We start from the raw sequence: 23890 nt of genomic DNA on the forward strand, positions 1-23890 counted from the left end.
TCTGGAATGATTGCTTTCATGAACGGCCCCATCAACTGTATATACGTACAGTATACTATGCCGCCGTCCGGCCAATATCAAGGGCTGCCATGGTGCCATTTCAAGCTTTTTCACTATGCGGCATGACATAACTCAACTGCTGTGCGACAAAGCCATCAAATGCCGTGATCAGGGGAACGAAGCGGGACGCGTCCTGCTCCAACTGCATCAGGGCATAGCAGGTCGCTTCCAGTGTCGATAACTGGTCCGGCGCGTGTGCCTTGCGGATCAGGTAATGGGAAGCGGGCGTGTCGCGCAGTGGCAGGCGCGGCAGCTGTTGCAACAGGGGATTCAGGTACAGCATCTTGCGGCTCTTGCGCCAGGTGGCGTCCAGCACCACCAGCCGCAATAGGGAGGGATCGAGCAAGATGGCGGAGTCGAGCGCGGGCGGCGGCGCAATGCCCAGCGAACGGTCGCCCGGCGTATCCGGGTATAGCAGCACGTTGTGCTTGTCGGCCAGCACTGCGGCGAGCGTATCGGGGGCAAACTGCTCGCCCGTCAGCATGCGGCTGTTGGGCAGGCTCAGGTGCAGCAAGCGGGCGCTGCCCTTGGCGTTGTGGACTTCCAGCGGATGCTGCAGGATCAGCACTTCCACCGCGTGGGCAACGGGGGCGATCCAGCGGCAGATGCAGCTGGATGCGGCACGCAGGCAGGCAGGGCAGCGCGCGCGTTTGGCGGGTTCAGCCAAGGAGGACGATGCAGCGGAAGAGCTAGGGGTAAGGCTGGAGGTACGGCGGGTGGTCATGGCGGAGCGCGTTCGCGGCTGTCTTCAAGCCGCGATTGTAGCGCCCGCGCCATGCCATGGGGAATCTGCGCTTAAAACTGCGCTTAAAACTCTTCCCATTCGTCGGCGCCCGATGCCACCGGTGCCTTCGGCGCGCGTGCGCGCACAGCTTCCGCTGGCGCCGCCGTGCCCGGCGTGGGCGTGGGCGTGGTCACGGCAGGCGCCGGTGGGCGTCGCTTGGCAGGCTGAAGGGCGGGACGCATGGCAACTGGTGCACGCGCCGTCATGGACGGAGCGGCACTGGCGGCAGCATATTGTTGCGTTGCATCGAGCTTGAACACGCCCACGACCTCGGCCAGCTTGGCCGCCTGTTCCTGCATGGATTCGGCCGCTGCGGCAGCCTCTTCCACCAGGGCCGCATTTTGCTGCGTCACCTGGTCCATCTGGCCGATGGCCTGGTTGACTTGCTCGATGCCGGCGCGCTGTTCATCGCTGGCATCGGTGATCTCGTTCATGATCTGCGTCACGTGGCTGATACTTTGCACGATTTCGTCCATGGTGCGACCCGCCTTGTCCACCAGTTGCGAACCGGCCTCGACCTTTTGCACGGAATCGTCGATCAAACCCTTGATTTCCTTGGCCGCCGCGCTGGAGCGCTGCGCCAGGTTGCGCACCTCGGAGGCCACCACGGCAAAACCGCGGCCCTGCTCGCCGGCCCTGGCCGCTTCCACGGCCGCGTTCAGGGCCAGGATATTCGTCTGGAAGGCGATGGCGTCGATGACACTGATGATGTCGACAATCTTGCGCGAGGAATCGTTGATCGAGCCCATGGTGCTGACCACTTCCGACACCACCACGCCGCCCTTGCTGGCGATCTGCGAGGCGTCGATGGCCAGTTGATTCGCGCTGCGCGCATTGTCGGCATTGCGTTTCACGGTCGAGGTCAGCTCTTCCATCGAAGACGCCGTCTCTTCCAGCGAGCTGGCCTGCTCTTCCGTGCGCGATGACAAGTCCAGGTTGCCGGCGGCAATTTCGCTCGACGCCGTGCTGATCGATTCGGTGCCGACGCGCACCTGGCCGACGATACTGACCAGTTTATCGTTCATGTTTTTCAGCGCATGCATCAGCTGCCCCGTTTCATCGCGGCTGTCCACCACGATATGGCTGGTCAGGTCGCCGGCGGAAACGGCTTGCGCCACCTCGACGGCGCGCGTGATGGGACGCGTGATCGAGCGCGTGATCCAGTAGGCGCAGGCGATGCCCAGCAAGATGGCAACCGCGCCCAGCGAGATCAGCAGCAAACGGCCGTTTTCGTAGCGCGCACGGATTTGCGCGGCCGCGTCATCGAGCAATCTGGCTTCCAGCACGGCCAGCTTTTTCAGCGACGCCAGGTAAATGTCGCGCTTGACGGCCATGTCGCCTTCGTACAGGCGCTTGCCCAGTTCCAGGTCGCCCGCGTTCTTGGCTTTGAACACGTTCTTGCGCACTTCCGTGTAAGCCTTGCGCGTGCTCAGCACTTCCTGGTACAGCGCTTGCTCTTCGGCGTTCAGCTCGCTTTTCCCGATGTCGTTCTGGATTTCCGTGGCGCGTGCGGACGAGACCGCCATTTCCTGTTCAAACTGCTTCTGGTGTTCGGGATCGCTCACTTTCCATGCGGCCGCCGTGCGCGCCGCGTTCACCTCGATGACCTTGGTCCACTCACCGATCAGGCGTTCATTGCGCACCTTGACGTTGACGAGCGCATCGGTTTCCTTGCTGGCGCTTTGCATCTGCGCGATGCCCACCACGGTGAGGGTCGTCAACAGCAGCAGGACGGCGGCAAAAGCGCCGCCGAGGCGTACGCCGATTTTGAGGTTTTTCATTACGTGATTCCTATCTGAAAAAAACAATGCACAGACGCCACGAAACCGACTTGCTGCTACGTACCAATATAGCAGGCATCTGCCGTGCGGCAATCACGAGCGGCGACGCAACGCTACCCAGGTCGCCAGAATGGCAGCGCGCCGCAGCGCACCACTTTGGAGCAGATTGTGAGTGAATCAGGATGGTATTGCAAGAAATAACATGCAGAAAAGCAACAATTGCAAGGCGCTATGCCGCCACGCACGGGCGGCAGGCAAGCATCGTCAGTTTTGCTTCACATAGATCAATTTTGACGTATCGAAACCCAGTCCGCGGGCTTTCTCGACCAGGCGCTGCTGCAAGGCAGGGTCCATGGTCGGCGTGCGCGACAGCAACCACAAATATGACTTGTCGGGGCCGCTGATCATGGAATAGCTGTAATCTTGCTGGTCCAAGTCAAACACGATGTAGGAACCATAGAAGGGACCGAAAAACGACACTTTCAGGTAGCCCACGTCTTTCTTGTCGACGAAATACGCCTTGCCTTCCGCTTCCTTCCACTGCGCGTCCGCCTCCTTGTAGCCGCGGTTGAGCACTTTCAGGCCGCCATCCTGGCGCAGGCTGTAGTCGGCCGTCACACGGCTCAGGCCCCGTTCGAACGAGTGGTCGAGGCGCGCGATCTCATACCACTTCCCCAGGTAGCGGGTAGTGTCGAAGTTGCTGACGGGGACAATGTTATCGGGCCGGCCGACACAGCCGGCCAGCACGAGCACACTCAGGAACAACAGTTTTTTCATGTTTTTCTCCATCTGCTTGAATCAGGATTGTAAGGTCAGGGTAGCAATGCGTGATCGACGATGCGGCGGATCGCGCCACTGGTTTGCATGCGCACGATGGCGGCATTGAATTGCTCGATAAAGTCATCGCGATAAGGGTAGGCGACAGGCCGGCGCGCCGTAAAGCCCAGGTGGCCCTGCTGGCCGGTCAGCTGCGCGGTTTCCTCGATTGCCTGGATCGATGTGCCCGGCGGATTCTCGCGCCGGATGCGCTGCAATTCCCACTGCGCCGACAGGCGGTCGCTGACATAGCAGTCGATGCGCCCGCGCATCAGCTTGAGCAGGTTCGTGCGCGTACCCTTGGCCGGGTCGAGCACGATTTTTTCGGCGCGCAAGGCAGCCATCAGCGCCGCATCGCCGGGCAGAAACCCCGCATTCACGCCGATGTGCAGGCCGCCGTAATCGGCGGGCCACTGCCGCAGTGTGCGTTTCGCCAGCACGTCCTGGCTGCACAGCACTACCAGCTGTTCCATCAGCAGCGGCACGGAATAGCGCACATACGGCCGCTCGCTGCGCCACGAATACGGCGGATACAGGGCAAACGCCTCGCCCGTCTGCAGCATCAGCACGCCCCGTTTCCAGGGCACGGGGCGTAGCTGCACCGCATACTGCGGCATCGCTTGCAGCGCTTCGCGCACGATCTGCGTGTAGATGCCTTTCAGCTGGCCATTCTCGACGTAGGAGTACGGCGGATAATCGTCGTCGCCATAGATCACCACTGGCGTCGGCGCCTCGGCCCGCGCGCTGGCCGCGATGAGCAGGCATAGCGCGGCAGGCAACATGGACATTCTGGGCATGCCCGCAGATTAGCATGGAAGCGCGACAAGCGGTCATCCGTTCGCGCTGTTCGTCCCCAGCATCTCGTCGAGCTGCGCCAGGGTGCTTGAATCCTTCACGACGGCGCGCAGCCACAGGTGCAGCGGCAGCTCGCCCCAGCTGGCGGCCTTGTCTGCCAGGTAGGCAACGGGGCTGTGCGGCTCCGTGCGGCGGAAAAAATCGGCCACCTGGCGCAGCTGGGCCAGCGCCTGCTGGCGCTGCACGATGGCGCCTCCGCTGCTGCCGGCACCCTGGCCGGCGGCGGCCGGCGCATCAGCGAAGTCCGCGCCGGGCGACAGCGGCGCGATGAAATGAATGACGTTTTCCAGCGCTTCGCGCGCGGCGCGAAAACTCGGGCCATCGGCACCGAAACGCGCATCGACGCTGCGTTCGAACGCCAGCAGCGACTGCATGCAGTACTGTGCATCGGCCAGCAAGGCGTCGGAAAAGGCACGCGTATTCCTTTGCCGCGCCGCCTCCATCTGCGCCAGGGTCGCTGCGTCGTCGTGGCGCGTATCGCCCCAGCCCTGCTCCGCTGCGCCCTGCGCCAGGCTGGCCGCCGCGCGCTGGCGCGCCGCATCGAAATCCTGCAGTGAAAACAGGCCATCGGCGCCCTCGGTCAGCGGGATCTGGCGCAGCAATTGCGGCGTGCGCGACAGCAGCCAGAAGACATTGCCGATGCGCTGTTCCTGGTCGCCCTCTTCCGCCGGCGGATACAGGCCTTCCCAATAGCGCTCGCACAGGCCGGCCAGCAGCGCGTAGCCATCGCCCAGGCCACGGAAGTGGCGCGTCTTCGCGTGCGCCTCAGCCAGCCACACGGCCACGCGCAAATCCTTGCTGCGCGCGGCGATCAGCTGTTCGCAGCGCGTCGCCACGAAAGGCCAGTCGGCTTCCTTCAGCGCCGTCACCCACTCGCCCTGGTCCAGGCTCGGGTCATCGTGCTGGCGCGCGCGCGCGATGGCATCGAGCTCCTGGCTGAAGGTGATGTCGTCGCCGCATGGGCTGACGGCGCTGACGGGATGCAGCAACTGCTCCAGGTTGAACATGGCGCTCTCCGGAAGGTGGATTATCGGATCGTGTACTTGAACTGCCCCTGCTTGCCGGCGCTGACGCGTATCGAGGCAATCGGCTCGCCTTCGGCCATGCGCGCCAGCACTGCTTCGGCAATCGCCGGCAGCAGGCTGCCGTTGAGAATCTGATCGACATTGCGCGCGCCCGAATCGACCTCGGTGCAGCGCGCCAGCACGGCGTCGACCAGGCCCGCGTCATGGCTGAACTGCGCCTGGTGGTTGCGCGCGATGCGCGCGCCGATATGCGCCAGTTTCAGCGCGATGATCTCGGCCAGCACCGCGTCGCTCAGGGGATAGAACGGCAGCACCTTCAGGCGCCCCAGCAAGGCCGGCTTGAAATGCGCCACCAGCTGCGGGCGCACCAGTTCTTCCAGCGCGGCCGGCGTGGGCAAGTCTTGCGCCGCCCGGTTCAGGCAAGCGGCCATCATGGCGCCCGAACCCAGGTTCGAGGTGGCGATGATGATGGTGTTGCGAAAATCGACTTCACGCCCTTCCGCATCATCGAGCACGCCCTTGTCGAAGACCTGGAAGAACAATTCGAGCACGTCGGGGTGGGCTTTTTCCGCTTCATCGAGCAGCACCACGCTGTAGGGCTGGCGCCGCACGGCTTCCGTCAGCACGCCGCCTTCGCCATAGCCGACATAGCCGGGAGGCGAGCCTTTCAGGCCGGCCACGCTGTGCGCCTCCTGGTATTCGCTCATGTTGATGGTAATGAGCTTGCGCTCGCCGCCGTACAGCAGGTCGGCCAGCGCCAGCGCCGTTTCCGTCTTGCCCGTGCCGGACGGCCCAGTGAATAAAAATACGGCTTGCGGCTTGTTCGGGTCGTCCAGGCTGGCGCGCGCCGTGCGCACGCGCTGCGCCACCGCCGCGATGACGTGGTCCTGTCCCAGCACCCGTTCGCGCAGCGCGCCGTCCAGGGTCAGCACCGTGCGGATTTCGTCCTTGAGCATTTTCCCCAGCGGGATGCCGGTCCAGCCGGCGACGATGCCGGCCACCACCTGCGCATCGACTTCCAGCGGCGACAGCGGGGTTTCTCCCTGCAGGGCCGCCAGTTCTTCCTTCAGCGCCAGCAGGCGTGCCGCGCCGATCTCGCCCGGCCGCTCGCCGCGCAACTGCGCGCGCAAGTCGCCGATCTGCGCCACCAGCGCCTTTTCACGCTCCCAGCGCTGCGCCAGCGCCGCGACCGCCGCCTGCCCCTCCTCATGCTCGCGCCGCAGCTGCGTCAGGCGCGCGGTGCCAGCTTTGTCGGGCACTTCGCCATCGGCCGCCTCGCGGGCCAGGGCAGCGATTTCCGCGCCGATGCGTTCCTGGCGCCGCTGCGCGTTTTCCAGCTGCGCCGGCGTGGTGCGCTGGCCCAGCGCCACCTTGGCGCAGGCCGTATCGAGCACGCTGATGGCCTTGTCGGGCAGCTGGCGTCCGCTGATGTAGCGGTGCGACAGGCGCACGGCATCGACGATGGCGGCGTCGCGCACGCGGATGCCGAAATGGCGCTCCATCAGCGGCGCCATGGCGCGCAGCATGGCGCAGGCGATGTCCTCACTTGGCTCTTCCACCTTCACCACCTGGAAGCGCCGCGCCAGCGCCGCATCCTTCTCAAAATACTTTTTGTACTCGCTCCAGGTGGTGGCGGCAATGGTGCGCAGGGCGCCGCGCGCCAGCGCCGGTTTCAGCAGATTGGCCGCGTCGTTCTGCCCCGCCTGGCCGCCGGCGCCGATCATGGTGTGTGCCTCGTCGATGAAAAGGATGACGGGGTGCGGGCTTTTCGTCACCTCGTCGATGACGTTTTTCAAGCGGCTTTCGAATTCTCCCTTCACGCTGGCGCCGGCCTGCAGCAAGCCCATGTCGAGCGCGTGGATGTGCGCGCCCTGCAGCACCTCGGGCACGTCGCCCGCCGCGATGCGCAAGGCCAGGCCTTCCACCACGGCCGTCTTGCCCACGCCCGCCTCGCCGGTGAGTATCGGATTGTTCTGGCGCCGGCGCAGCAGGATGTCGACGGCCTGGCGTATCTCGCCCTCGCGGCCGATCACGGGATCGAGCTTGCCGTCGCGCGCCAGTTGCGTCAGGTCGGTGGTGAACTGGTCCAGCGCCGGGGTCTTGCTGGCCAAAGTCGCAAGCGCATCGTCCGGTGTCTCGGAAAGCTGCGGCACGGCCGCGCTTTCCTCTTCGGAGCCGGCCGTCAGCTTGTCCGGATGGTGCTTCAATTGCTCCACGCTGAAGCGGGCGAACAGCTTCGAGCCACGGTACGCGAGCTGCGACAGTTCCGCTTCCGTCAGCAGCGCCAGCAACAGGTGCCGGCTGCGGATGGGTCCCGGCTGCGCCGTGTCGAGCGAAGCGACCAGCCAGGCGTGCTCGAACAGCAGCGGCAAATGGGGAGAGAAGACGGGCGTGCGCGCGCTGCCCGTGCGGAAGCTGCCGATCTCGCGGCGCAGGTCCGCCTCCAGCGCCGTCAGGCTGATTTCGCTGCGCCGCGCGATGGTGACGAAATCGCTGCGCTCCTGTTCCAGCAGCGCCAGGAACAGGTGTTCGATATCGACTTCATACTGCCCCAGTCCCATGCAAATGCTTGCGGCGCGGGTGGCGGCCGTGCGCGACGTGTCATTCAGTTTGGCGATCAAGGTCTTGAGGTTATTGCTCATGCGGCGGCTCCCTTGCGGTTGATCGAATAGCGCAGCGACGACGGCTGCAGCACGGCGTCGAAATTGACCGTCTCGCCACCGGACATCACGGCCAGGGTGCCGCTGATGACGAAGCCGACGCGGTTGATGCTGCCCGCTTCGCGCTCCAGGCGGGCGCGCACATTGCGCAGGCGCGGTTCGTGGCGTTCGATGGCCGCCTTCAGCGCGGCGCAGATCCGGGCGCGGTCTTCGCTGCTGGACAAACACATGCCGGCGAAATCGATCAAGCCATAGTTGACGATGGACGCCGCGCATTCCGGATAGGCGTCGAGCGCGCCGGGCGGCAGGGCCACGCGCGTGTTGAGCAGCTCTTCCAGGTCGCGCGCCACCGCATCCTTCAATTGTTCCAGCGACAGGCGCGCCGCCACGCCGCCCGCCGCACTGCCGTCGCCCATCAGGCGGTCGAACAGGCCGGGTACATAACTGTCCATGCGCTCTCCTGAAAGTCGGCGCGGCGCGCGGGCGAAGATGTCCGCCGCGCGCCGCGCAAGGATGGATCAGGCCACGCGGTTCGCGGCCAGGTCCCAGCCGCCCGAGGTATTGCCGCCGGCGCCGCCCGTCACTTTTTGCTGCGTGTATTTCCACTTCACTTTCGAGAACTTGAAGCCGACGTGTTCACCGAGGATGTCGCCTTCTTCCACGTTCGGCGTGACGGCGCCGATCAAGACATTTTCGATTTCGATTTCAAAGTACTTGACGCGCTCGCCCTGGCCGTCGGCGCGCATGAATTCGAAGCGCGCCTTGGGAATGGTCTTGCCGGCCGAGCAGGTCTGCAGCAGCACCGGCGAGGCCAGGTCGGCCAGCTTGGAGATGACGATGTCCTTGTGCTCGCAGCGTTCGGCCGTATGGCCGCCGCCCGTCGAGGCGGTGGCGGACTTCGGCTGCTCGACGCTCCAGCTGACCGATTTGCACTCGATCCAGTCCTTGTGCTTGTCATCGGTGGACTCGCCCTTGATGCCGTCTATCTGCAGATATACATCGATTGCCATGGTGTGCTCCTCTGGTTGAAAGATGGGTGGATCATGAATTGGTCGACTTCGGCAACTCCGCGACCAGTCGGAGCGAAACGGATAATTCATCGAGCTGGAAGTGCGGCCGCAGGAACGACACGGCGCGGTACACGCCGGGCCGGCCCGGCACTTCATGCACCTGCACGGACGCCTCGCGCAGCGGGAACTGCGCCTTCTGCTCCTGGCTGGCGTTATCGTCGAGCAGCACGTACTGCATCAGCCAGCGGTTCAGAAAATCTTCCACGTTGGAGGCGGCGGCAAAGCTGCCGATCTTGTCGCGCATCATGGCCTTCATGTAGTGGGCGATGCGCGAGACGGCAAAGATGTACTGCAGCTGCGACGACAGCACCGCATTCGCATTGGCCGCGTCGCTGTTGTACTTGCGGCTTTTCTGCGCCGACTGCGCGCCGAAAAACGCCGCATACGCCGTGTTCTTGCAGTGCACCAGCGAGATGAAGCCCAGGTCCGACAATTCCTTTTCCCGGCGGTCGGTGATCGCCACTTCGGCCGGGCATTTCAAGGCCACGTCGCCCTCGTCCGTCTTGAAGGTGTGGGTCGGCAGGTCGTCCACCAGGCCGCCGCCCTCCACGCCACGGATGGCGGCGCACCAGCCGTAATCGGCAAAGGCACGCGTGAGCTTGCTGCCGAACGCATATGCGGCGTTACACCACAGGTATTTGTGATGGTCGCTGCCGTCGACGTCCTCGACAAAATTGAAGCCTTCGACCGTGGTGCCGTCGACGGGATTGAAGGGCAGCCGGCCCAGGAAACGGGGCAAGGTCAGGCCCACGTAGCGCGCATCCTCGGATTCGCGGAAGGCTTTCCATTTCGCGTACTCGATGGTGTCGAATACCTTGGCCAGGTCGCGCGGCTTGCCCAGGTCGCCGTAGCTTTCCAGGCCAAACAGTTCCGGCGCGGCCGAGGCGATGAACGGTGCATGCGCGGCGGCCGCGATGTGCGACATCTGCTCGACGAAATACATGTCTTCCGGCTGGCGCGAAATGGCGAAGTCGCCCAGCAGCGCGGCGAACGGCGCGCCGCCGAAAGTGCCGAATTCCTCTTCATACACCTTCTTGAACATGCTGCTCTGGTCGAACTCCAGCGCGGCCTGGAAATCCTTCACCAGTTCGCGCTTGGTGGCGTTGAACATGCGGATCTGCAGGCGCGTGCCCGTGTCGGAATTGCCGACCAGGTAGCGCAGCCCCGTCCAGCTTTGTTCGAGCTGCTGGAACGGCGCCGCGTGCATGATTTCGCTGAGCTGGACGGAGATCAAACGGTCGATTTCCGCCACGCGCGCATCCAAGGTCGCCGACAGGCTGGTCGACATCAGCACCGTGCCGTCAAGCACCTGCGCCACCAGTTCCGAGATCAGGTCGCGCGCGCGCGCATGCTCGGCGCCGGACTTGGCGACGCGGCTCTGTTCGACGATCTGATCGAGCAAATCGGTCTCGGCCGGGGCATCGGATGCGGATACCGCGAGGACTTCTGGGACTTCTGCCTGGGCGCTCATCTCAATCCTCCTGCGCTGGGAACTGCGGTTTCAGGGTAGCCAGGCTGTCCGTGTTGTTCAGCACTTCCGTCAGCAAGTCTTCCAGCTTGTCGTTGCCGGCCAGTTTGTTGCGCAGGTCGGCCAGCTTGGTGCGCGCCTCGAGCAGCTTGCGCAAGGGATCGACCTGGCGCACCACCGATTCCGGGCGAAAGTCATCCATCGAGCGGAAGTGCAGGTCGACGGCGAACGTGCCGCCCGCCTCGCTGATGCGGTTCGGCACGGTGAAACGGGACACCGGCTCCACGCCGGCCAGCACTTCGTCGAAGTTGTCGCGGTCGATGGCGACGAACTTGCGGTCCTTCAGGCGTTTCTTCTCGCTGTCCGGATTGCCGCCAAAGTCGCCCAGCACGCCGACCACGAAGGGCAGCTCCTTGTTTTCAATCGCGTCGCCAATCTCGACGTCATAGGTCATTTGCACGCGCGGTGCGCGTATCTTTTGCAGGCGTTTTTGCACGCTGTCGGACTTGGGCATGTCGCTTCCTTTGCAAAGGGATGGTGGGGATGCTCGCTTATTTCAGGCCGCTGAACGGGTCGGCCGCGCTGCCTGGCGCTGCCGCGCCTTTCGCCGCCGGCGCGCCGACGCTGGAACTGGAGCTGGCAGCGCGCTTGCCGGCCGCCGGCTGGCGCCTGGCAGGCGGCACCAGCACGTCTTCGCCGATGCTGGCACGCAGCAGCTTGGCCAGCTCCTGCGCTTCCGAGCGCAGCGAACCATTCAGATTGTTTTGCCGCGACAGGTCGGCCAGCGCCTTGCCGGACAGGCGCAAACCGCTGACGGCGACGATGCTGTTGGCGACCTTGTCGTCCGGATCGCGTTCCAGCGCTTCGAGCGCATGGCCGATGGCGTCGCCGTACTGGGCGCGGTCGAACTTCATCTGCGCCATTTGCAGCCACGGCGCCTTGTCGGCCGGGTAGCTGCTGCCGCCGCCCTGAAGCAGGGTCATGGCGCGTTCGTACTGGCCGGCGCGCGCGGCCGCATCGGCCTCGCTCATCACTTGCGCCAGGGTCGGCGCGGCAGGTTTTTTGGGCGCCGGCTGGTCTGGCGTGGCGCAGGCGGCCAGCAGCAAGGCGCTGGCGAGGCAGGCAATACGGGGCAACATGGTGGCTGGCTTCATCGGGCATTCCTTCACGTGGAGGACGCTACCGCTGGGAAAGATGGGCGGCGCCTTGGTGGAGGCCATTATTGATCGCCAATTTTTTTGCCAGATTGAGATTAATCAGCAAAGAAGAAGTTCCACATCACAGCCGCGTACAGCGACATGAAGCCTGATCTGGCGCAGTAATTGTCTTGATCGCGGGCGGATCTTGCGCCAACGCAAGTAGGTCGCCCCTGCATGCGTTTAAATGACTGCAGCACTTTTATTTCCACCCTTCACCTTGCAAAAGATCAGCCATGCCTCCTGACGCCCCGCTCCGCCGCCTGGTCCGCGCCACCGCGCCAATGCTGCTGGTGCTGCAGCCGCTGCTGCTGGCCGGCTGTGCGGGCGGCGCCATCGGCACCCTCGCCAACGCGGCACTGCAAATGGCCGGCGTGGCCAAACCGCCGCCCGAACTGCCGGACGCGCAAAAACCGCCGCGCAACGTCAGCATCCGCCTGCACGCGGCGCAGCGCCTCAACACCGATGCCGAAGGCCAGCCGCTGGCGCTGGTGGCACGCATCTACAAACTGCGCCAGAGCGCCGCCTTCGAGCAGGCGCCCTATGACAGCTTCCTCGACGCGCAGCGCGAAAAGGCCGCGCTGGGCGCCGACCTGATGGAAGTGAAGGAGGTGCTGCTGGTGCCGGGCCAGCGCTACGAAGTGCAGGAAAAAGTCAGCAAGGAAGCGTATTTCATCGGCGTCGTGGCCCTGTTCCGCGCGCCTGCGGCGCAGCGCTGGCGCGCCACCTTTGGCGCCGCCGACGCGGAACGCGGCGGCATCACCGTCGGCCTGCACGCCTGCGCGCTGAGCGTCAGCGGCATGCCCGCGCTGTCGGCCCCGCGCTGCCAGTAGCGTACACAAACACGCCACACATACAAGGAGAAGCGAGATGGGCATGGCAGCGAAAGTCTTGTGGGGAGAGGGCCTGTTCCTGCGGCCGCAGCATTTCCAGCGCCAGGATCAATATCACGAAGCGCGCCTGCATCACACGGCCAGCGCGCTGCATCCCTACCTGTGGGGCGTGGCGCACATGGAATGGGATCTGGCGGCACTGCAGACGGGAACCCTGCGCCTGCAGGCCCTGTCGGCGATCTTCCGCGACGGCGAAGTGTTCGAGGCGCTGGGCGACGGCGCGCCAGGCAGCGATACCCTGCCCCCGCCGGTGGATCTGGAAGCGCTGCCGCCGGCGGTGCAGGAAGTGACGTACTACGCGGCGCTGCCCATCCTCAACCGCGAAGGCATGAATTACACGGCGCAGGCGTCAACGGCAGGCACGCCGGCGGCCACGCGCTTTGCGCATGCCATGCGCGCCACGCCCGACCTGTTTACGGAGTCCGCCGTGGCCGACGTGGCGTACCTGAAAAAGACGGTGCGCCTGATTCCCGACAGCGAGGCGCGCGGCTCCTACGACTGCCTGCCGCTGATCGCCCTGCGGCGCACGGTGTCGGGCGGCTTCGAGCCCGTACCCTCGTTCATGGCGCCCAGCCTGGCGATCGCCGGCGCGCCGCGCCTGCAAGGCGTGCTGGAACACCTGCTCGACGCGCTGCAGGCGAAGGTGAGCGCGCTGCACGGCCACCACCGCGAGCCAAGCCGCAACGTGATCGAATTCCGCTCTGGCGACGTGTCCTCGTTCTGGCTGCTGCACACGGTCAGCACGGCAGCCGCCGCGCTGATGCACTATGTGCGCCATCCGGCCCTGCATCCGGAGCGCCTGTACGAGGCGCTGCTGGGCCTGGCGGGTGGCTTGCTCAGCTACTCCAAGCACTACACCCTGGCCAGCCTGCCCGCCTACGACCACGCGCAGCCGGGCGCCTGCTTCGACGCCATCGACGCGATCATCCGCGAACTGCTCGACACCGTCATCTCGTCGAAGTATTTTTCCATCGCCCTGCTCGAAGACAAGCCGTCGTACTACCTGGGCAAGCTCGATTCGGGCAAGATCGACCAGCACACCACCTTGTACCTGGCCATTCGCGCCGCCATGCCCGCCATCGAGCTGGTCGACGTGGTGCCGCTGCGCGTGAAAGTGGGGGCGCCCGACGACGTGGAAAAATGCGTGCTCACGGCCATGCCCGGCCTCAAATTGTCGCATGCACCGCAAGTGCCGGCGGCCATTCCCGTGCGTCCCGACACCTATTATTTTGCGCTTGAAAACCGCGGCGCGTTGTATGAGCAGATGCTCAAGGCGCAGTCGATTTCCGTCTACGTGCCGGCCGGCATACGCGACCTGCAGCTGGAACTGATCGCGGTGACGGCATGAGCCAGCTCATCGAACGGCGCGCGGCGCCCTCCCTGCTGGGTCCACGCGGTGCCGCCCCTGCAGGCAACAACCGGCATGCGGGCAGCGCCCTGCTGGACCTGATGCACGAAGGCTTTTACATGCTGTTCATGCTGAAGCACGGTTCGGCGCCCGGCGACGAGCAAAGCTTCATGGAGCGCATCACAACCTTTCTCGACGACTTCGAACGCGAAGCGAAAAAGATCCGCGCCGATGGCGATGATATCGAGGCGGCCAAGTATGCATTCTGCGCGGCCGTCGATGAAATCATCCTGGCCTCGCCTTTCACGCTGCGCAAGCAGTGGGAGCGGCGCCCGCTGCAGTTGCTGATCTTTGGCGACCAGCTGGCCGGCGAACACTTTTTCGACCGCCTCGACGCCTTGCGAGGCAAGGGTGCCATGCGCGTGCAGGCGCTACAGGTTTTCCACATGTGTCTATTACTGGGATTCCAGGGCAAGTATGCGATCGACGGCGGCGAAAAACTCAGCTACCTGACGGCGCGCCTGGGCGACGAGATCGCCCACATCAAGGGCAAGAGCCGTGGCTTCGCGCCACGCGCGGAACGCCCCGACCAGGTGGTCAACAAACGCGGCAGCGACGTGCCGCTGTGGGCGCTGTCGAGCTTTTTCGCCCTGCTGGCCATCTGCGCCTACCTGGGCCTGAAAACGCATCTGACGCGCGGCACGCAAACGACCCTGGCCGCGTATGCGGACTTGGTAAAACTGGCACCAAGCCCGGCGCACCTGACCATCACATTACCCTGATCATTGCGCCTGTCCCATTACGCGTGCTTCATTGAGCAATGCGGAACTCGATGCGCCGGTTTCTCGCCCGGCCATCGGCCGTGGCGTTGCTGGCCACGGGGCGGTCCGGACCCTGGCCCGACACCAGCACGGACTCGGCCACGATGCCCTTGCCGGACAGGTAGGTGCGCACGGCTTCGGCGCGCGCCTGGCTCAGGGCCACATTGCTGGCGCGCAGGCCCGTGTCGTCCGTGTGGCCGATCACCTCCACCTTGCGGCCCCGCAGCCTGAGCATGGCGGCCGCCATCTCGTCGAGGATGGCCAGGCCGGCCGGCGTGATCGACGCCTTGCCGCTGTCGAATTCGATGATGCGTTTATCGAGCGCCGCATCGAGCAAGCCCTGCTCGGCCTCGGCCGCCTTGACGCGCAAGCCGTTGTTGACGGTGTAGGTAGGATTGAGGCTGGTGGCGATGTCGCTGGCGATCTGCTGGCGCTGCGCCTCGTTCGCCACTTCGCCGCGCACGCTGACGTTGTTGCCGGCGATGCTGATCTGCCCCCGCGAAATGAGCTTCAGGTTCGGCGCGATCAGTTTTTGCACGTAGGCGTTCCAGTTGGCCGGCACGGCCACGTTGCCGATGGCGATCTGGTCGACCACGCGCTCGGCGCCATACAGTTCGCGCAGGCGGGACAGCACGGCCGCCTTGCCCGCCTCGTCGGCCAGGGTACCCGTGACGAGGATCTGTCCCGGCATCGGCGTCTGGGGCGCCTGCACCTGAACTTGCGCTTGCACGTGGCAGGGAACGGCAGCGGCAAGCAGCAACAGGAAAATGGCAGGAGATTTCATCGCAATCCTTCAGGCAAAGGTGTCGGCAAACATGGCGCAGGCCGAGCGCAGCGACAGCTGCTCCTGCTGCAGGCAGGCGGAAAACTGGCGCAGCGCCGCAGCGTCTCCCAGCTGCTCCTCGACCCAGTCGAGCTGGTCGAACACGATCAGCCGTTCGCTGCCCGCCTGCGGATCGATCAGCGCGCGCAAGCCGTGCGGGTCGGCGCCGCAAAAACCGATCACCAGCACGGGCGCCTCGTCGAGGTGGGAAAAAAACAGCGCCAGTTCGAAATCGGCCTGGCGCAGGAAAGGCGCGATCAGGTGCAGCCAGAAGCTGGCCACCAGCTCGCGCAGCTGTGCCGCGTGCGGCAGCGGCAGCACCAGGCTTTTCTCCAGGCGCGGCAAGCCGCTCTCGCGCACCGGCTGCAGCAGCAGGCCCAGACCCAGCAGCAATTCACGTACCGTCACGGGGAACGCGGGCGAAGCGAGCAGCGTTTGCAGGCCATGCACGGTCTGCGCCTGCAAAAAGGCGGCCAGCCGCGCCGCGTGGCACGGGGCGGCCGGTTCGACTTCGACCACGTTGCCGGCCAGCGCCAGCAGCGCCGGCCCCGGTTCGGCGCTGGTCAAGATGCCTTGCGAGAGCTGCTCCACGCGTTGCCACAGGGGCGCCAGCACCAGCGGGCTGCAAGCGACAAAGGCTTCGGCGTCATCGATTTCCAGCGCGCCCATGGCCATGAAGGGAAAGCGCCGCAGCGACTGGTCGTTGCTCGCTTCCAGGCGTCCGGCGATGGCGCGCCGGCTGCGCGTGCCGACAAAGGCGAAGCGCAGCGGCGGCAAGGCGTCGTAATTGAGCTTCCAGCGCGGTTCCACCGTCAGGGCGTTCATGACCTGCGCCAGCCAGTCGTCGAGCAGCTGCACCAGCGCGTGATTGTCGCAAGCCTTGATGAAATCGCCGCGCGCGGGGATCTTGCCGAAGTAGCCGAGGCGCACCTGCTGCGGCGCGCGCATCATGGCGACACTCCCGCTGCAGCGACAGCAACGGTGGCAATGGCCGGCACGGCTGCTGGAGCGCCGACGATGGTCTCGGGCAGCTGCATGCCGCGAAAGCCCTGCTCCTGCAGCGCCGCAGTTCCGCCCGCACCCGTCGCCGTCGTTTCTGCGCTGCTGGTGATTTTCAGGTCGACCGCCACGGCCACCTCGCCGCGCGCCCAGCGCAGTTCGAACACGCCGCCCTCCTTGCGTTTTTTGCTCGCCGCATCGATCATGCGCTTCAGGCCGAATTGCCCCGGCTCGTTGAACAACTCCACCGTGCGCCCGTCGAAGGTGACGGCCGTGATGCGCGCCCCTTGCATGCCCGATGCGCCTTGCGGGCCGGGATGCACCATGTTCGTCCACTGCGCCGGCGTGTTGCGGTAGCGCAGCTGCTGGCCGTCGATTTCCACCGTGTATTCCAGGGTGCCCGGCGCGGGCGACGGCTGGATCTGGAAGACGGTTTGCGCCGCCGTCGAGGTGGCCGCCACGCCGCCCGCGCCCAGCGGCGCGATCCAGCCTGGAAAGCGCGCCACCACCTGCGGCGACAGGCTGATGCCCATGTCGGCCCAGGTGCGCGGCGCCAGCACGTCGCCGCGCCGCACCACCAAGGGGCCCATCGATGTGGTGACGAATTTCGCCACCAGGCCTTCCGGGCCGAAGAACTGGCCGATTTCCAGATTGCTCGCCTCGATGCGCGCCGTGGGTGCGAACGGATATTTGTTGGCCAGCGATTTCTGGAACGGCTCGTACACTTGCGCCGCCCAGGTCTTGTTGATATCGAGTTCGGCCGGCGCGACGATGACGGCAAAGGTCTGTATCAGCGGGCGCACGAGGATGGGGCGTATCGCCTGCTTTTGCGCGTCGCTCATCCCCGTGAGCATCTGCTCGTCGACCAGCTTCAGGGCGTCGGCCAGCTCGGAACCGCTGCCCTCCAGCGTCTGCTGCATGAACTGGCGCGCACCCGGCCCCGCGTCGCCCTGGTTCTTCAGCAAGTTCAAACGGCTGCGCAGTTTCGACAGCGCTTCCAGGTAGGCGCGCATCAACGTGGCATTGTTGTCCCTGGCCGCCACCAGCTTGCCCACGCCGGCAAATTCACGGCCCACGGGGCCCATGGGTTTATCCAGGCGGGCCGGGTCGAGCTGTGCATTGAGGCCGGGATTGGCCGTCAGCGGCGACGGCGCGCGGCGCAGCACGGTTTCCTTGAACCAGGCGATGATGCCCCGCTCGGCCTTGCGCAATTGTGCATTCTGCAGCGCCGGATTGTCCCACGAGGTTTCATCGTAGATGGTCGTCAGCAGTTTGGCGATCGGCGACGACTGCGGGTCGCCCAGGCGGTTCATCGCCTGCACGGCGCCGTCAAAGCCTTTCAGGTCGGCGACGGCGACGCCCTGCACGAATTTCTGCCACTCGCGCGCATAGTCGGCCTTGTACATGGCCACCAGGTTTTTCTCGATCTGCTCCGGACTGCCTTCCAGCGTCAGGTCGTCGGTGGAGGCGCTTTTCAGCACCCAGTCGGCGCTTTGCAGCTCGCGGTTGGCGGCGTCGCGAAAGGCGCCCTCGACGAACTTTTCCCACGCTTGGCGCGTAAAGGCGCCGGAGACGGCGTAACTGCCCGCCAGCAGCGCCTGATCCTGTTCGCCGACGATGCGCGCCACCGTCATGCCGGGAAAGCGCGTCGAGGCGCGCGCGCGAATGTCGGCATACACGCGCTCGCGCGCCGGCATGCCGCGCACCACGCGGCGCAGGTTTTCGCGCGCCTGGTCGACCAGCGCCAGCTTCTGCTCGATGCGCGGCCAGGACGGATCGCCGATCTGCGCCAGGTAAAACGTCAGCAGCCGTTCGGCGCTGCGTATCATCTGCTCGCGCGGCATGGCGCCCCGGTTGCCCTCCAGCCAGCCGCGCCAGAAACGCGTCAGCTGGTCGTTCAGGTGGCTGCTTTCCGCATGCGATTTATCAGCCAGCATCAGATAGGTTTTCAGCGCGTTGTAGGCGTCTTCCACATTCGTCGCGCTGGCCGCCTGGTACTGGACATTGCGTGGCGCAGAGGATGCGGCGGCCGGCGTCTGCGGCGTGCGCGCCGTGGGCTGCAACTGCTCGGCGCTGGCGTTCATTTCGAACAGCAAGGCTTCCAGCGCACCCGCCACGGGGGCCAGCATGACCTGGCGCGCGCCGGCAAAATACTCTTCGCGCAGCTTGCGCTCAAGCAGTTCACCTTGATACAGGCCCAGGCGCAAGGACCAGGGACGTTGCGTGCGGTACGCTTCCAGCTGCTCGATGCGGTCCTGCAATATTTCAAGCGCTTCGAGACGCGACTGCAAGTCCAGGCGCCGCTCCTGCAGCTTCACCACTTTGTTTAAATCGGCCTCGACATTGGCCACCAGTTGCCGGTTGCCCAGGTAGGACCAGCTCCAGCCGCCCAGGCAGGCGCCCAGCGACACGGTGGCGGCAAAGAACACGGCATATTTGTAGCGCAGCCTGGCGCGGTTGGCATAGTTGGCCACCAGGTGCTTGTCGGCAAAAATCACCTTGCGGAACAGCTCCAGCAGGAAATAGCCATGCTGGCGCCCGCCAGAAGGTGCGGCCGCCGGGGCCGGCGCGAAGGCCAGGTCGAAGCGGCGCGCCACCTGCTGCGAAGAGGCGCTGACGGGCTCGCCCTCCTGCAGCGCGCTGGTAAAGTAAAAGCCGCGGAACACGGGCTGGAACTGGAACGGGTTTTCCTCGAACAGGGTGGCAATAAAAGCGCGCAGGGCCGGCTTGATGGCGGCAAACTCCAGCGGAAAGGTAAATACGCCGGGCGCCATCGTCTTGCGTTGCCGGTGCGCCATGTTGGCCAGGCTCAGCTCCGTCAAGCCATCGTGCAATTCATCGAAACTCTGGTCGAAAAACGCCAGCAGGTCCGCCGTCGGCAGCTTGCGCTGGTAGGGCATGGTGGCGCCCCAGACGCGCTCGCGTTCGCTGCGTTCGGCGTCGGCAAAAAACTCCGTGAAACCGGCGATCAGGTCCGCCTTGGTAAACACGATGTACAGCGGTGCAAACACTTCCAGGCGTTCGATGACGTCCTGCACGCGCTTGCGCAGGCTGCGCGCCAGTTGCATGCCCACGTCGGGGTTGCCTCCCAGTTCGGCAATGCTGACGGCGATGAGGATGCCGTTGACGGGTGCCTTGCGCCGGTATTTTTTCAGCAGGTCGAGAAAGCCGAACCACTCGCCGCGATGCTCGTCGACGACAGAATAACGCCCCGCCGTGTCGAGCACGATGCCATCCGTGGTGAAAAACCAGTCGCAGTTGCGCGTGCCGCCCACGCCTTGCACGACCTTGCCGTCGGCGAAAGGGAATTGCAAGCCAGAATGCAGGATGGCGCTGCTCTTGCCGGCGGCCGGATTGCCGATGATCATGTACCACGGCAATTCGTACAGGGCGGCGGCGCCCGATTTGAGGCCCAGCTTGGACGTCTTGATGGTCTCGATGGCGGCCAGCATGCCCGTGCGCACTGCGTCGAGCTCACCCTGCTGGGCGTTGTTGGCCGTCGAGGCCGAGGCCGCTTGCGCGGCGGCGATCTCGGCTTCGTTGAGGATGGCTTGCCCCAGCGCCTGGGCATTGCGCCGCGCGCGGCGCCGGCGCCACAGCCACAGGCCCAGCCAGGTGACAAAGGCCAGCAACAGCAAGGCCAGGGCCCAGATCAGCGCCACTTCCAGCACCTCGGCGCCCAGATACAGGAACACGGCCAGCGCCACGAAGCCGAGGATGGTCAGTTGGCGGCTGTCGGTGAGGAAATGCCAGATTCGTCGCAGCATGATGAGCCCAAGGTGAGGTCGCAAAGCAAGGCGGATTCGGCCCATGCTGACAGCAATGGGGCGAGCCTTTGTTGACATACGACAAGTACCGGGCGCCAGCGCGCGGCAGGCACCGGCAGGCCATTGACGCTGCGCAAGCAAGCTTGCAGCTGTGAAATTCGAGGCCGCATGCGGCGCTAGAATAGCTGGCGCGGCTTACTTGCCCAGCACTCGCGGTTGCGGCAATTCCGTGTGGCCAAAATCCATCATGGTCCAGCGTCCGCCCCAGCGCAGGCCCACCGATTCGGCCGTCACGCCATATAAACGGTAGCCGCGCATGGCCCAGGCATTTTTTTCAGAAATGATGAGCTTTCCTTCATGCATGAATGCGCAATCGGCCGCCAGGCCATACTGGTGATAGCTTTGAAACGCCCTGGCGTTGGTCACGTTCGGGCCGGCCGCCGCCAGCTGGTCCTGGCGCGCGGGGCTGCGGTAGCCTTCCAGCAAGACCATGTCGTAGCCATGCACGTCCTTCATGATCTTGAAGACCAGCAGCAGGCGCTGCGCGTAGTCGTGGTCGAGCAATTGCCAGTTGCGGCTGGCGCCGCCCAGCAGCGGGCGCAGCTGCGTCACTTCCGCCGTGGAAAACAGCAGCGGCGGCAAGGTTGGCGGCGGCACCAGCTGCTCGCCTTTCAGCAAGTCGCTGACCTGGTCGTTGATGACGTGTTGCCGGTCGGCATAGCCACGCAGGGCGATGCGGTCGCTGGACAACCACGCCAGCAAGGGCGGCACGATGACCAGCACGCTGCCTGCCAGGCTCAGCCAACGATGCCGCAACAGCAGCTGCCAGGCGCGCGCCATGCCCGAGCCCGAGTGCTGCCGCATGCGCTGCCACTGCGCGCCGCTGCCGCCCTTCAGGTGCTGCGCGCGCCGCTGCACGCGCCAGCCCAGGTTGACGAGCGTGTGCAGCACGATGGCGCGGCCGCCGGGAAACAGCAGCAGCCAGCAGGCAAAACAGCCAAGCAGGAAATACATCAGGACCAGGGCGACGAACATGGGGCGCTCCGTGACAGGGGTAGTCTGGGCCGGACAGCAATTTCCCGGCGGTATCGCTAGATCGTAGGCGTCCGCGGCCCGCATGAGCGCGGTTTACATCAAGGTCAGTCGAGTTTGATCCATTGCGGAGGTGATATTTTGTCTCTATTGAAAACTGGGGATGGCCAGGCGCACGGTCCTGACCTGCTGAGCAAGGCCGGCGCGGCTGGCGCGCACAGCGACGGCAAGGGCATCCTGTCGCAGCTCGAACACGGCGTCGCCGCGCCTGCGGCCAGGCCCGCCCTGGGCTGGCGCCCCGGCTGGCGGCACTGGGCCGCTGGCGCGCTGTGCCTGGCGGTGCTGGTCACGGCCATGCTCGCCTATGACACGAGCAGCATGCCGCCGGCGCCCGCCACGGCCGTGACTGTGGCGCCGCCCGCACTGCCGGCGCCAGCCGCACCAGTTGTGCCCGCGCACGCGGCGCAAGCGGCCACCATCGTCAATACGGCGGCCCCGCCCTTGCCTGCGGTCGCTGCCACAACGGCAAGCGCGCGCGCCAGTGCGCCACGCAAGGCAGCACCGCCCGCGCGCCCGCAGGGGCCGAGGCCGGCTACAGCGCCCGGCGACAGCGACGTCGCCTTGCTGACGGCAATGGTGGCCCATGCGCACCGGCAGGAAAGCACGGCAAAGCCCGTGCGCGACGTGGTGCTGCGCAGGCAGGAGCAAGAACAGGAAACGGCGGAACTGTTGCAGCGCTGCAAGCAGCTGGGCCTGATCGAAGGCATGCTGTGCCGCTCGCGCATCTGCTCGGGCCGCTGGGACAGCGATCCTGCCTGTCATTGAGAAACTCAGGTGTTTCGCGGCTGAGTGGCCGCGTCCATGCGACCTTGCAAAAAGCCTTCCATCAGCGCCAGCAATGCCTGCGGCTGCTCCTGGTGCGGTGCATGCCCGCATTGTTCCACCATGGCGGGCACGGCGTTGAGGGCCTGCGCCACGATCGTGTCGACCTGGGCCGCGCTGCCGTACTGGTCCTCGCTGCCCTGCAGCACCAGCGCCGGACATTCGACGGAAGGCAGCAGGTATTCGATGTTCCAGAACTGGAAACCGTAGCTGAGCCAGGTATCCGACCAGGCCTTGAAGATGGATTCCGTCTTGTCGCCATGGTATTTCGCCAGCGCGCGCAGCTTGCCCGCGCTAAACGCCGCGTCCGCCACGCGGATGCCATCGAGCGTGACACCCTCGACAAACACGTGCGCCGCTTCGGTGATGATGCCGCGCAAGCGCGGTGGCTGCTGCGCCGCATAAATGAGGGCGATGCTGCCGCCATCGGAGTGGCCGATGAGAAAATGGTCCTGCCCCGGCAGCAGTGCGGCCAGCACTTGCGGCAACTCGCACAGCGCGTAATCGTGCAAATAATGGAGCTGGCGGCGCGCCGCCAGCGGCGACGATTGCCCATAGCCGTGGCGGTCATACAGCAAGCCGCGGCAGCCCGTCGCCTGGCATAGCTGCGCGGGAAAATCTTTCCACATCGCACAGCAGCCGAGCCCCTCGTGCAGGAATACCAGGCAAGGCTTGGCGGGGTCGCCTTCGATCAATTCGTAATAGATATCGGTTTCGGCACTCAGGTTCAGTATCGGCATGGGCTAGGCTCGCAACGGGTTGCGTATCGACAGGTCGGCTGCGCCTATTGTGCCATTGTCCTGCGCGGCATGCGTGGCGGCCCCATAAAAATAGCCTGCGGGAAAAGATCTTGCCCCTTGCCTGCAAGGTGTTTGCGCCAGCACAAGTTAGCGCCGTTTTTCCCGTGGTCTTGCGCGCTTTTTGCCCGCGCGTTTGCCTAGAATGGCTTACTCCAACAGCATGGAGCAGGCGGCTACCTTATCAGCCAGGACGTGACACTGGCCGTCACGGCAACAGATAGGGCGTCTTGCCACGCGACGTCAGGCGCGGCGTCCAAACTATCGATCAGGAGTACATCATGGAAATGAAAGTAGAACATCGCACCGGCAGCAACCTGGCACTGGAAGAAACCGATGCGCCGATGGAGCAGGAAGGCAAGAGTGCAAAAGGCGCGGCAGCACAGGATCTGAATTTGAGCGCCGCCGCCTTCACCACCTATTACACGTGGACGGCCAATGGCGTGCATCCTTCGGTCAACTTCGCCAATGCCAACGTGAAGGCCAATTCGCGCGTATTGCTCAACATCAGCGAGTACGGCGCGACGCCCCAGGACCGTTTCATCGGCGCCGCCCGCATGGCCGTGTACAACATCGCGCCATACAACGGTGGCTTCCGTGCCTGGGTGGATATCTCATGGGGCAGCCCGCTCAAGGTGCGTTTCGACGTGTTTGTCGATCCCTGATCCGGGAACACTAAGCATGCCCCTGCTACCGGCAGACCGGCACCGCGCATGTCGCTAAGACACTGATGGAAGGGCAAGCGTGAACGGGAAACCGTGCGCGCAAAACAAAAGGGCCACGTGTTGCCACGTGGCCCTTTGCTACTGCTTG

At 65.0% G+C, this 23890-nt stretch carries 21 protein-coding genes; 5 read left to right on the top strand and 16 right to left on the bottom strand.

The genetic code is table 11. The annotated features are described in order from the left end of the window. Positions 1–100: 100 nt before the first annotated feature. The 11 genes from CLU91_RS08620 to CLU91_RS08670 form a co-directional block, all read right to left on the bottom strand. On the bottom strand, positions 101–784 hold the full coding sequence (locus CLU91_RS08620; RefSeq protein WP_100873821.1) for a tRNA-uridine aminocarboxypropyltransferase: 684 nt from the start codon (positions 782–784) through the stop codon (positions 101–103). Positions 785–867: 83 nt separating this feature from the next. Further along, complete coding sequence (locus CLU91_RS08625; RefSeq protein ID WP_100873822.1) at positions 868–2625, bottom strand: methyl-accepting chemotaxis protein; 1758 nt, start codon at positions 2623–2625, stop codon at positions 868–870. 264 nt (positions 2626–2889) lie between these two features. Further along, positions 2890–3402, bottom strand: coding sequence for a lipocalin family protein (locus CLU91_RS08630; protein WP_100873823.1), 513 nt, complete (start codon positions 3400–3402; stop codon positions 2890–2892). 35 nt (positions 3403–3437) lie between these two features. After that, entirely contained in the window at positions 3438–4229 is a 792-nt protein-coding gene (locus tag CLU91_RS08635; protein ID WP_232730677.1) for a substrate-binding periplasmic protein, read from the bottom strand. Positions 4230–4271: 42 nt separating this feature from the next. After that, positions 4272–5303 carry a type VI secretion system protein TssA gene (tssA, locus tag CLU91_RS08640; protein ID WP_100873825.1) on the bottom strand — a complete coding sequence of 344 codons (1032 nt, stop codon included), beginning with the start codon at positions 5301–5303 and terminating at the stop codon, positions 4272–4274. Positions 5304–5323: 20 nt separating this feature from the next. Then, positions 5324–7963 (bottom strand): type VI secretion system ATPase TssH, encoded by a 2640-nt coding sequence (gene tssH / locus CLU91_RS08645; RefSeq protein ID WP_100873826.1) that lies wholly within the window; start codon positions 7961–7963, stop codon positions 5324–5326. Further along, positions 7960–8433 (bottom strand): type VI secretion system baseplate subunit TssE, encoded by a 474-nt coding sequence (tssE, locus tag CLU91_RS08650; protein WP_100873827.1) that lies wholly within the window; start codon positions 8431–8433, stop codon positions 7960–7962. The genes tssH and tssE overlap by 4 nt, the downstream gene beginning before the upstream one ends. A gap of 66 nt (positions 8434–8499) precedes the next feature. Beyond that, the gene (locus tag CLU91_RS08655) at positions 8500–8991 is read right to left on the bottom strand and encodes an Hcp family type VI secretion system effector (protein ID WP_034750126.1); all 492 of its coding nucleotides are present in this window, start codon (positions 8989–8991) and stop codon (positions 8500–8502) included. Between the two features lie 31 nt (positions 8992–9022). Further along, on the bottom strand, positions 9023–10522 hold the full coding sequence (tssC, locus tag CLU91_RS08660) for a type VI secretion system contractile sheath large subunit (RefSeq protein WP_100873828.1): 1500 nt from the start codon (positions 10520–10522) through the stop codon (positions 9023–9025). A gap of 1 nt (position 10523) precedes the next feature. Further along, positions 10524–11033, bottom strand: coding sequence for a type VI secretion system contractile sheath small subunit (gene tssB, locus CLU91_RS08665; RefSeq protein WP_100873829.1), 510 nt, complete (start codon positions 11031–11033; stop codon positions 10524–10526). 37 nt (positions 11034–11070) lie between these two features. After that, positions 11071–11673, bottom strand: coding sequence for a hypothetical protein (locus tag CLU91_RS08670; RefSeq protein WP_232730678.1), 603 nt, complete (start codon positions 11671–11673; stop codon positions 11071–11073). A gap of 278 nt (positions 11674–11951) precedes the next feature. Here CLU91_RS08670 and tssJ point away from each other — a divergent pair, with 278 nt between their 5' ends. The 3 genes from tssJ to icmH are packed head-to-tail and all read left to right on the top strand — an operon-like array spanning position 11952 to position 14738. Next, entirely contained in the window at positions 11952–12548 is a 597-nt protein-coding gene (gene tssJ, locus CLU91_RS08675; RefSeq protein WP_100873831.1) for a type VI secretion system lipoprotein TssJ, read from the top strand. A 37-nt stretch (positions 12549–12585) separates the two neighbouring features. Then, entirely contained in the window at positions 12586–13956 is a 1371-nt protein-coding gene (tssK, locus tag CLU91_RS08680; RefSeq protein ID WP_100873832.1) for a type VI secretion system baseplate subunit TssK, read from the top strand. Continuing rightward, positions 13953–14738 (top strand): type IVB secretion system protein IcmH/DotU, encoded by a 786-nt coding sequence (icmH, locus tag CLU91_RS08685; RefSeq protein ID WP_100873833.1) that lies wholly within the window; start codon positions 13953–13955, stop codon positions 14736–14738. Before tssK ends, icmH begins: the two co-directional genes overlap by 4 nt. A 28-nt stretch (positions 14739–14766) precedes the next feature. Here the strand turns inward: icmH and CLU91_RS08690 are convergent, their stop codons facing one another. From CLU91_RS08690 to CLU91_RS08705, 4 genes are all read right to left on the bottom strand, one after another. After that, positions 14767–15561 (bottom strand): OmpA family protein, encoded by a 795-nt coding sequence (locus CLU91_RS08690; RefSeq protein ID WP_100873834.1) that lies wholly within the window; start codon positions 15559–15561, stop codon positions 14767–14769. A 9-nt stretch (positions 15562–15570) separates the two neighbouring features. Beyond that, entirely contained in the window at positions 15571–16551 is a 981-nt protein-coding gene (gene tagF / locus CLU91_RS08695) for a type VI secretion system-associated protein TagF (RefSeq protein ID WP_100873835.1), read from the bottom strand. Then, positions 16548–20366, bottom strand: a complete 3819-nt coding sequence (tssM, locus tag CLU91_RS08700; protein ID WP_100873836.1) for a type VI secretion system membrane subunit TssM — start codon at positions 20364–20366, stop codon at positions 16548–16550. The genes tagF and tssM overlap by 4 nt, the downstream gene beginning before the upstream one ends. Positions 20367–20561: 195 nt before the next feature. After that, the gene (locus tag CLU91_RS08705; RefSeq protein ID WP_100873837.1) at positions 20562–21401 is read right to left on the bottom strand and encodes a M15 family metallopeptidase; all 840 of its coding nucleotides are present in this window, start codon (positions 21399–21401) and stop codon (positions 20562–20564) included. Positions 21402–21539: 138 nt separating this feature from the next. On the opposite strand from CLU91_RS08705, the gene CLU91_RS08710 reads away from it, so the two are divergent. After that, complete coding sequence (locus tag CLU91_RS08710; protein WP_232730679.1) at positions 21540–22223, top strand: hypothetical protein; 684 nt, start codon at positions 21540–21542, stop codon at positions 22221–22223. Positions 22224–22228: 5 nt separating this feature from the next. On the opposite strand, the gene CLU91_RS08715 is transcribed toward CLU91_RS08710, so the two are convergent. Then, positions 22229–23020: an alpha/beta fold hydrolase gene (locus CLU91_RS08715; protein ID WP_100873838.1), complete on the bottom strand. Its 792-nt coding sequence runs from the start codon at positions 23018–23020 to the stop codon at positions 22229–22231. 338 nt (positions 23021–23358) lie between these two features. On the opposite strand from CLU91_RS08715, the gene CLU91_RS08720 reads away from it, so the two are divergent. Then, positions 23359–23742: a hypothetical protein gene (locus CLU91_RS08720; RefSeq protein ID WP_232730680.1), complete on the top strand. Its 384-nt coding sequence runs from the start codon at positions 23359–23361 to the stop codon at positions 23740–23742. Positions 23743–23890 lie beyond the last annotated feature (148 nt).

It is taken from the genome of Janthinobacterium sp. 64 (genome assembly GCF_002813325.1).
Classification (GTDB): Bacteria; Pseudomonadota; Gammaproteobacteria; order Burkholderiales; family Burkholderiaceae_D; genus Janthinobacterium.

What these genes read in the sequence shown, in the direction of transcription:
- CLU91_RS08620 (WP_100873821.1), bottom strand. Translation starts at nt 784, where the DNA reads ATGACCACCCGCCGTACCTCCAGCCTTACCCCTAGCTCTTCCGCTGCA.
- CLU91_RS08625 (WP_100873822.1), bottom strand. Translation starts at nt 2,625, where the DNA reads ATGAAAAACCTCAAAATCGGCGTACGCCTCGGCGGCGCTTTTGCCGCC.
- CLU91_RS08630 (WP_100873823.1), bottom strand. Translation starts at nt 3,402, where the DNA reads ATGAAAAAACTGTTGTTCCTGAGTGTGCTCGTGCTGGCCGGCTGTGTC.
- CLU91_RS08635 (WP_232730677.1), bottom strand. Translation starts at nt 4,229, where the DNA reads ATGTCCATGTTGCCTGCCGCGCTATGCCTGCTCATCGCGGCCAGCGCG.
- tssA (WP_100873825.1), bottom strand. Translation starts at nt 5,303, where the DNA reads ATGTTCAACCTGGAGCAGTTGCTGCATCCCGTCAGCGCCGTCAGCCCA.
- tssH (WP_100873826.1), bottom strand. Translation starts at nt 7,963, where the DNA reads ATGAGCAATAACCTCAAGACCTTGATCGCCAAACTGAATGACACGTCG.
- tssE (WP_100873827.1), bottom strand. Translation starts at nt 8,433, where the DNA reads ATGGACAGTTATGTACCCGGCCTGTTCGACCGCCTGATGGGCGACGGC.
- CLU91_RS08655 (WP_034750126.1), bottom strand. Translation starts at nt 8,991, where the DNA reads ATGGCAATCGATGTATATCTGCAGATAGACGGCATCAAGGGCGAGTCC.
- tssC (WP_100873828.1), bottom strand. Translation starts at nt 10,522, where the DNA reads ATGAGCGCCCAGGCAGAAGTCCCAGAAGTCCTCGCGGTATCCGCATCC.
- tssB (WP_100873829.1), bottom strand. Translation starts at nt 11,033, where the DNA reads ATGCCCAAGTCCGACAGCGTGCAAAAACGCCTGCAAAAGATACGCGCA.
- CLU91_RS08670 (WP_232730678.1), bottom strand. Translation starts at nt 11,673, where the DNA reads ATGAAGCCAGCCACCATGTTGCCCCGTATTGCCTGCCTCGCCAGCGCC.
- tssJ (WP_100873831.1), top strand. Translation starts at nt 11,952, where the DNA reads ATGCCTCCTGACGCCCCGCTCCGCCGCCTGGTCCGCGCCACCGCGCCA.
- tssK (WP_100873832.1), top strand. Translation starts at nt 12,586, where the DNA reads ATGGGCATGGCAGCGAAAGTCTTGTGGGGAGAGGGCCTGTTCCTGCGG.
- icmH (WP_100873833.1), top strand. Translation starts at nt 13,953, where the DNA reads ATGAGCCAGCTCATCGAACGGCGCGCGGCGCCCTCCCTGCTGGGTCCA.
- CLU91_RS08690 (WP_100873834.1), bottom strand. Translation starts at nt 15,561, where the DNA reads ATGAAATCTCCTGCCATTTTCCTGTTGCTGCTTGCCGCTGCCGTTCCC.
- tagF (WP_100873835.1), bottom strand. Translation starts at nt 16,551, where the DNA reads ATGATGCGCGCGCCGCAGCAGGTGCGCCTCGGCTACTTCGGCAAGATC.
- tssM (WP_100873836.1), bottom strand. Translation starts at nt 20,366, where the DNA reads ATGCTGCGACGAATCTGGCATTTCCTCACCGACAGCCGCCAACTGACC.
- CLU91_RS08705 (WP_100873837.1), bottom strand. Translation starts at nt 21,401, where the DNA reads ATGTTCGTCGCCCTGGTCCTGATGTATTTCCTGCTTGGCTGTTTTGCC.
- CLU91_RS08715 (WP_100873838.1), bottom strand. Translation starts at nt 23,020, where the DNA reads ATGCCGATACTGAACCTGAGTGCCGAAACCGATATCTATTACGAATTG.
- CLU91_RS08720 (WP_232730680.1), top strand. Translation starts at nt 23,359, where the DNA reads ATGGAAATGAAAGTAGAACATCGCACCGGCAGCAACCTGGCACTGGAA.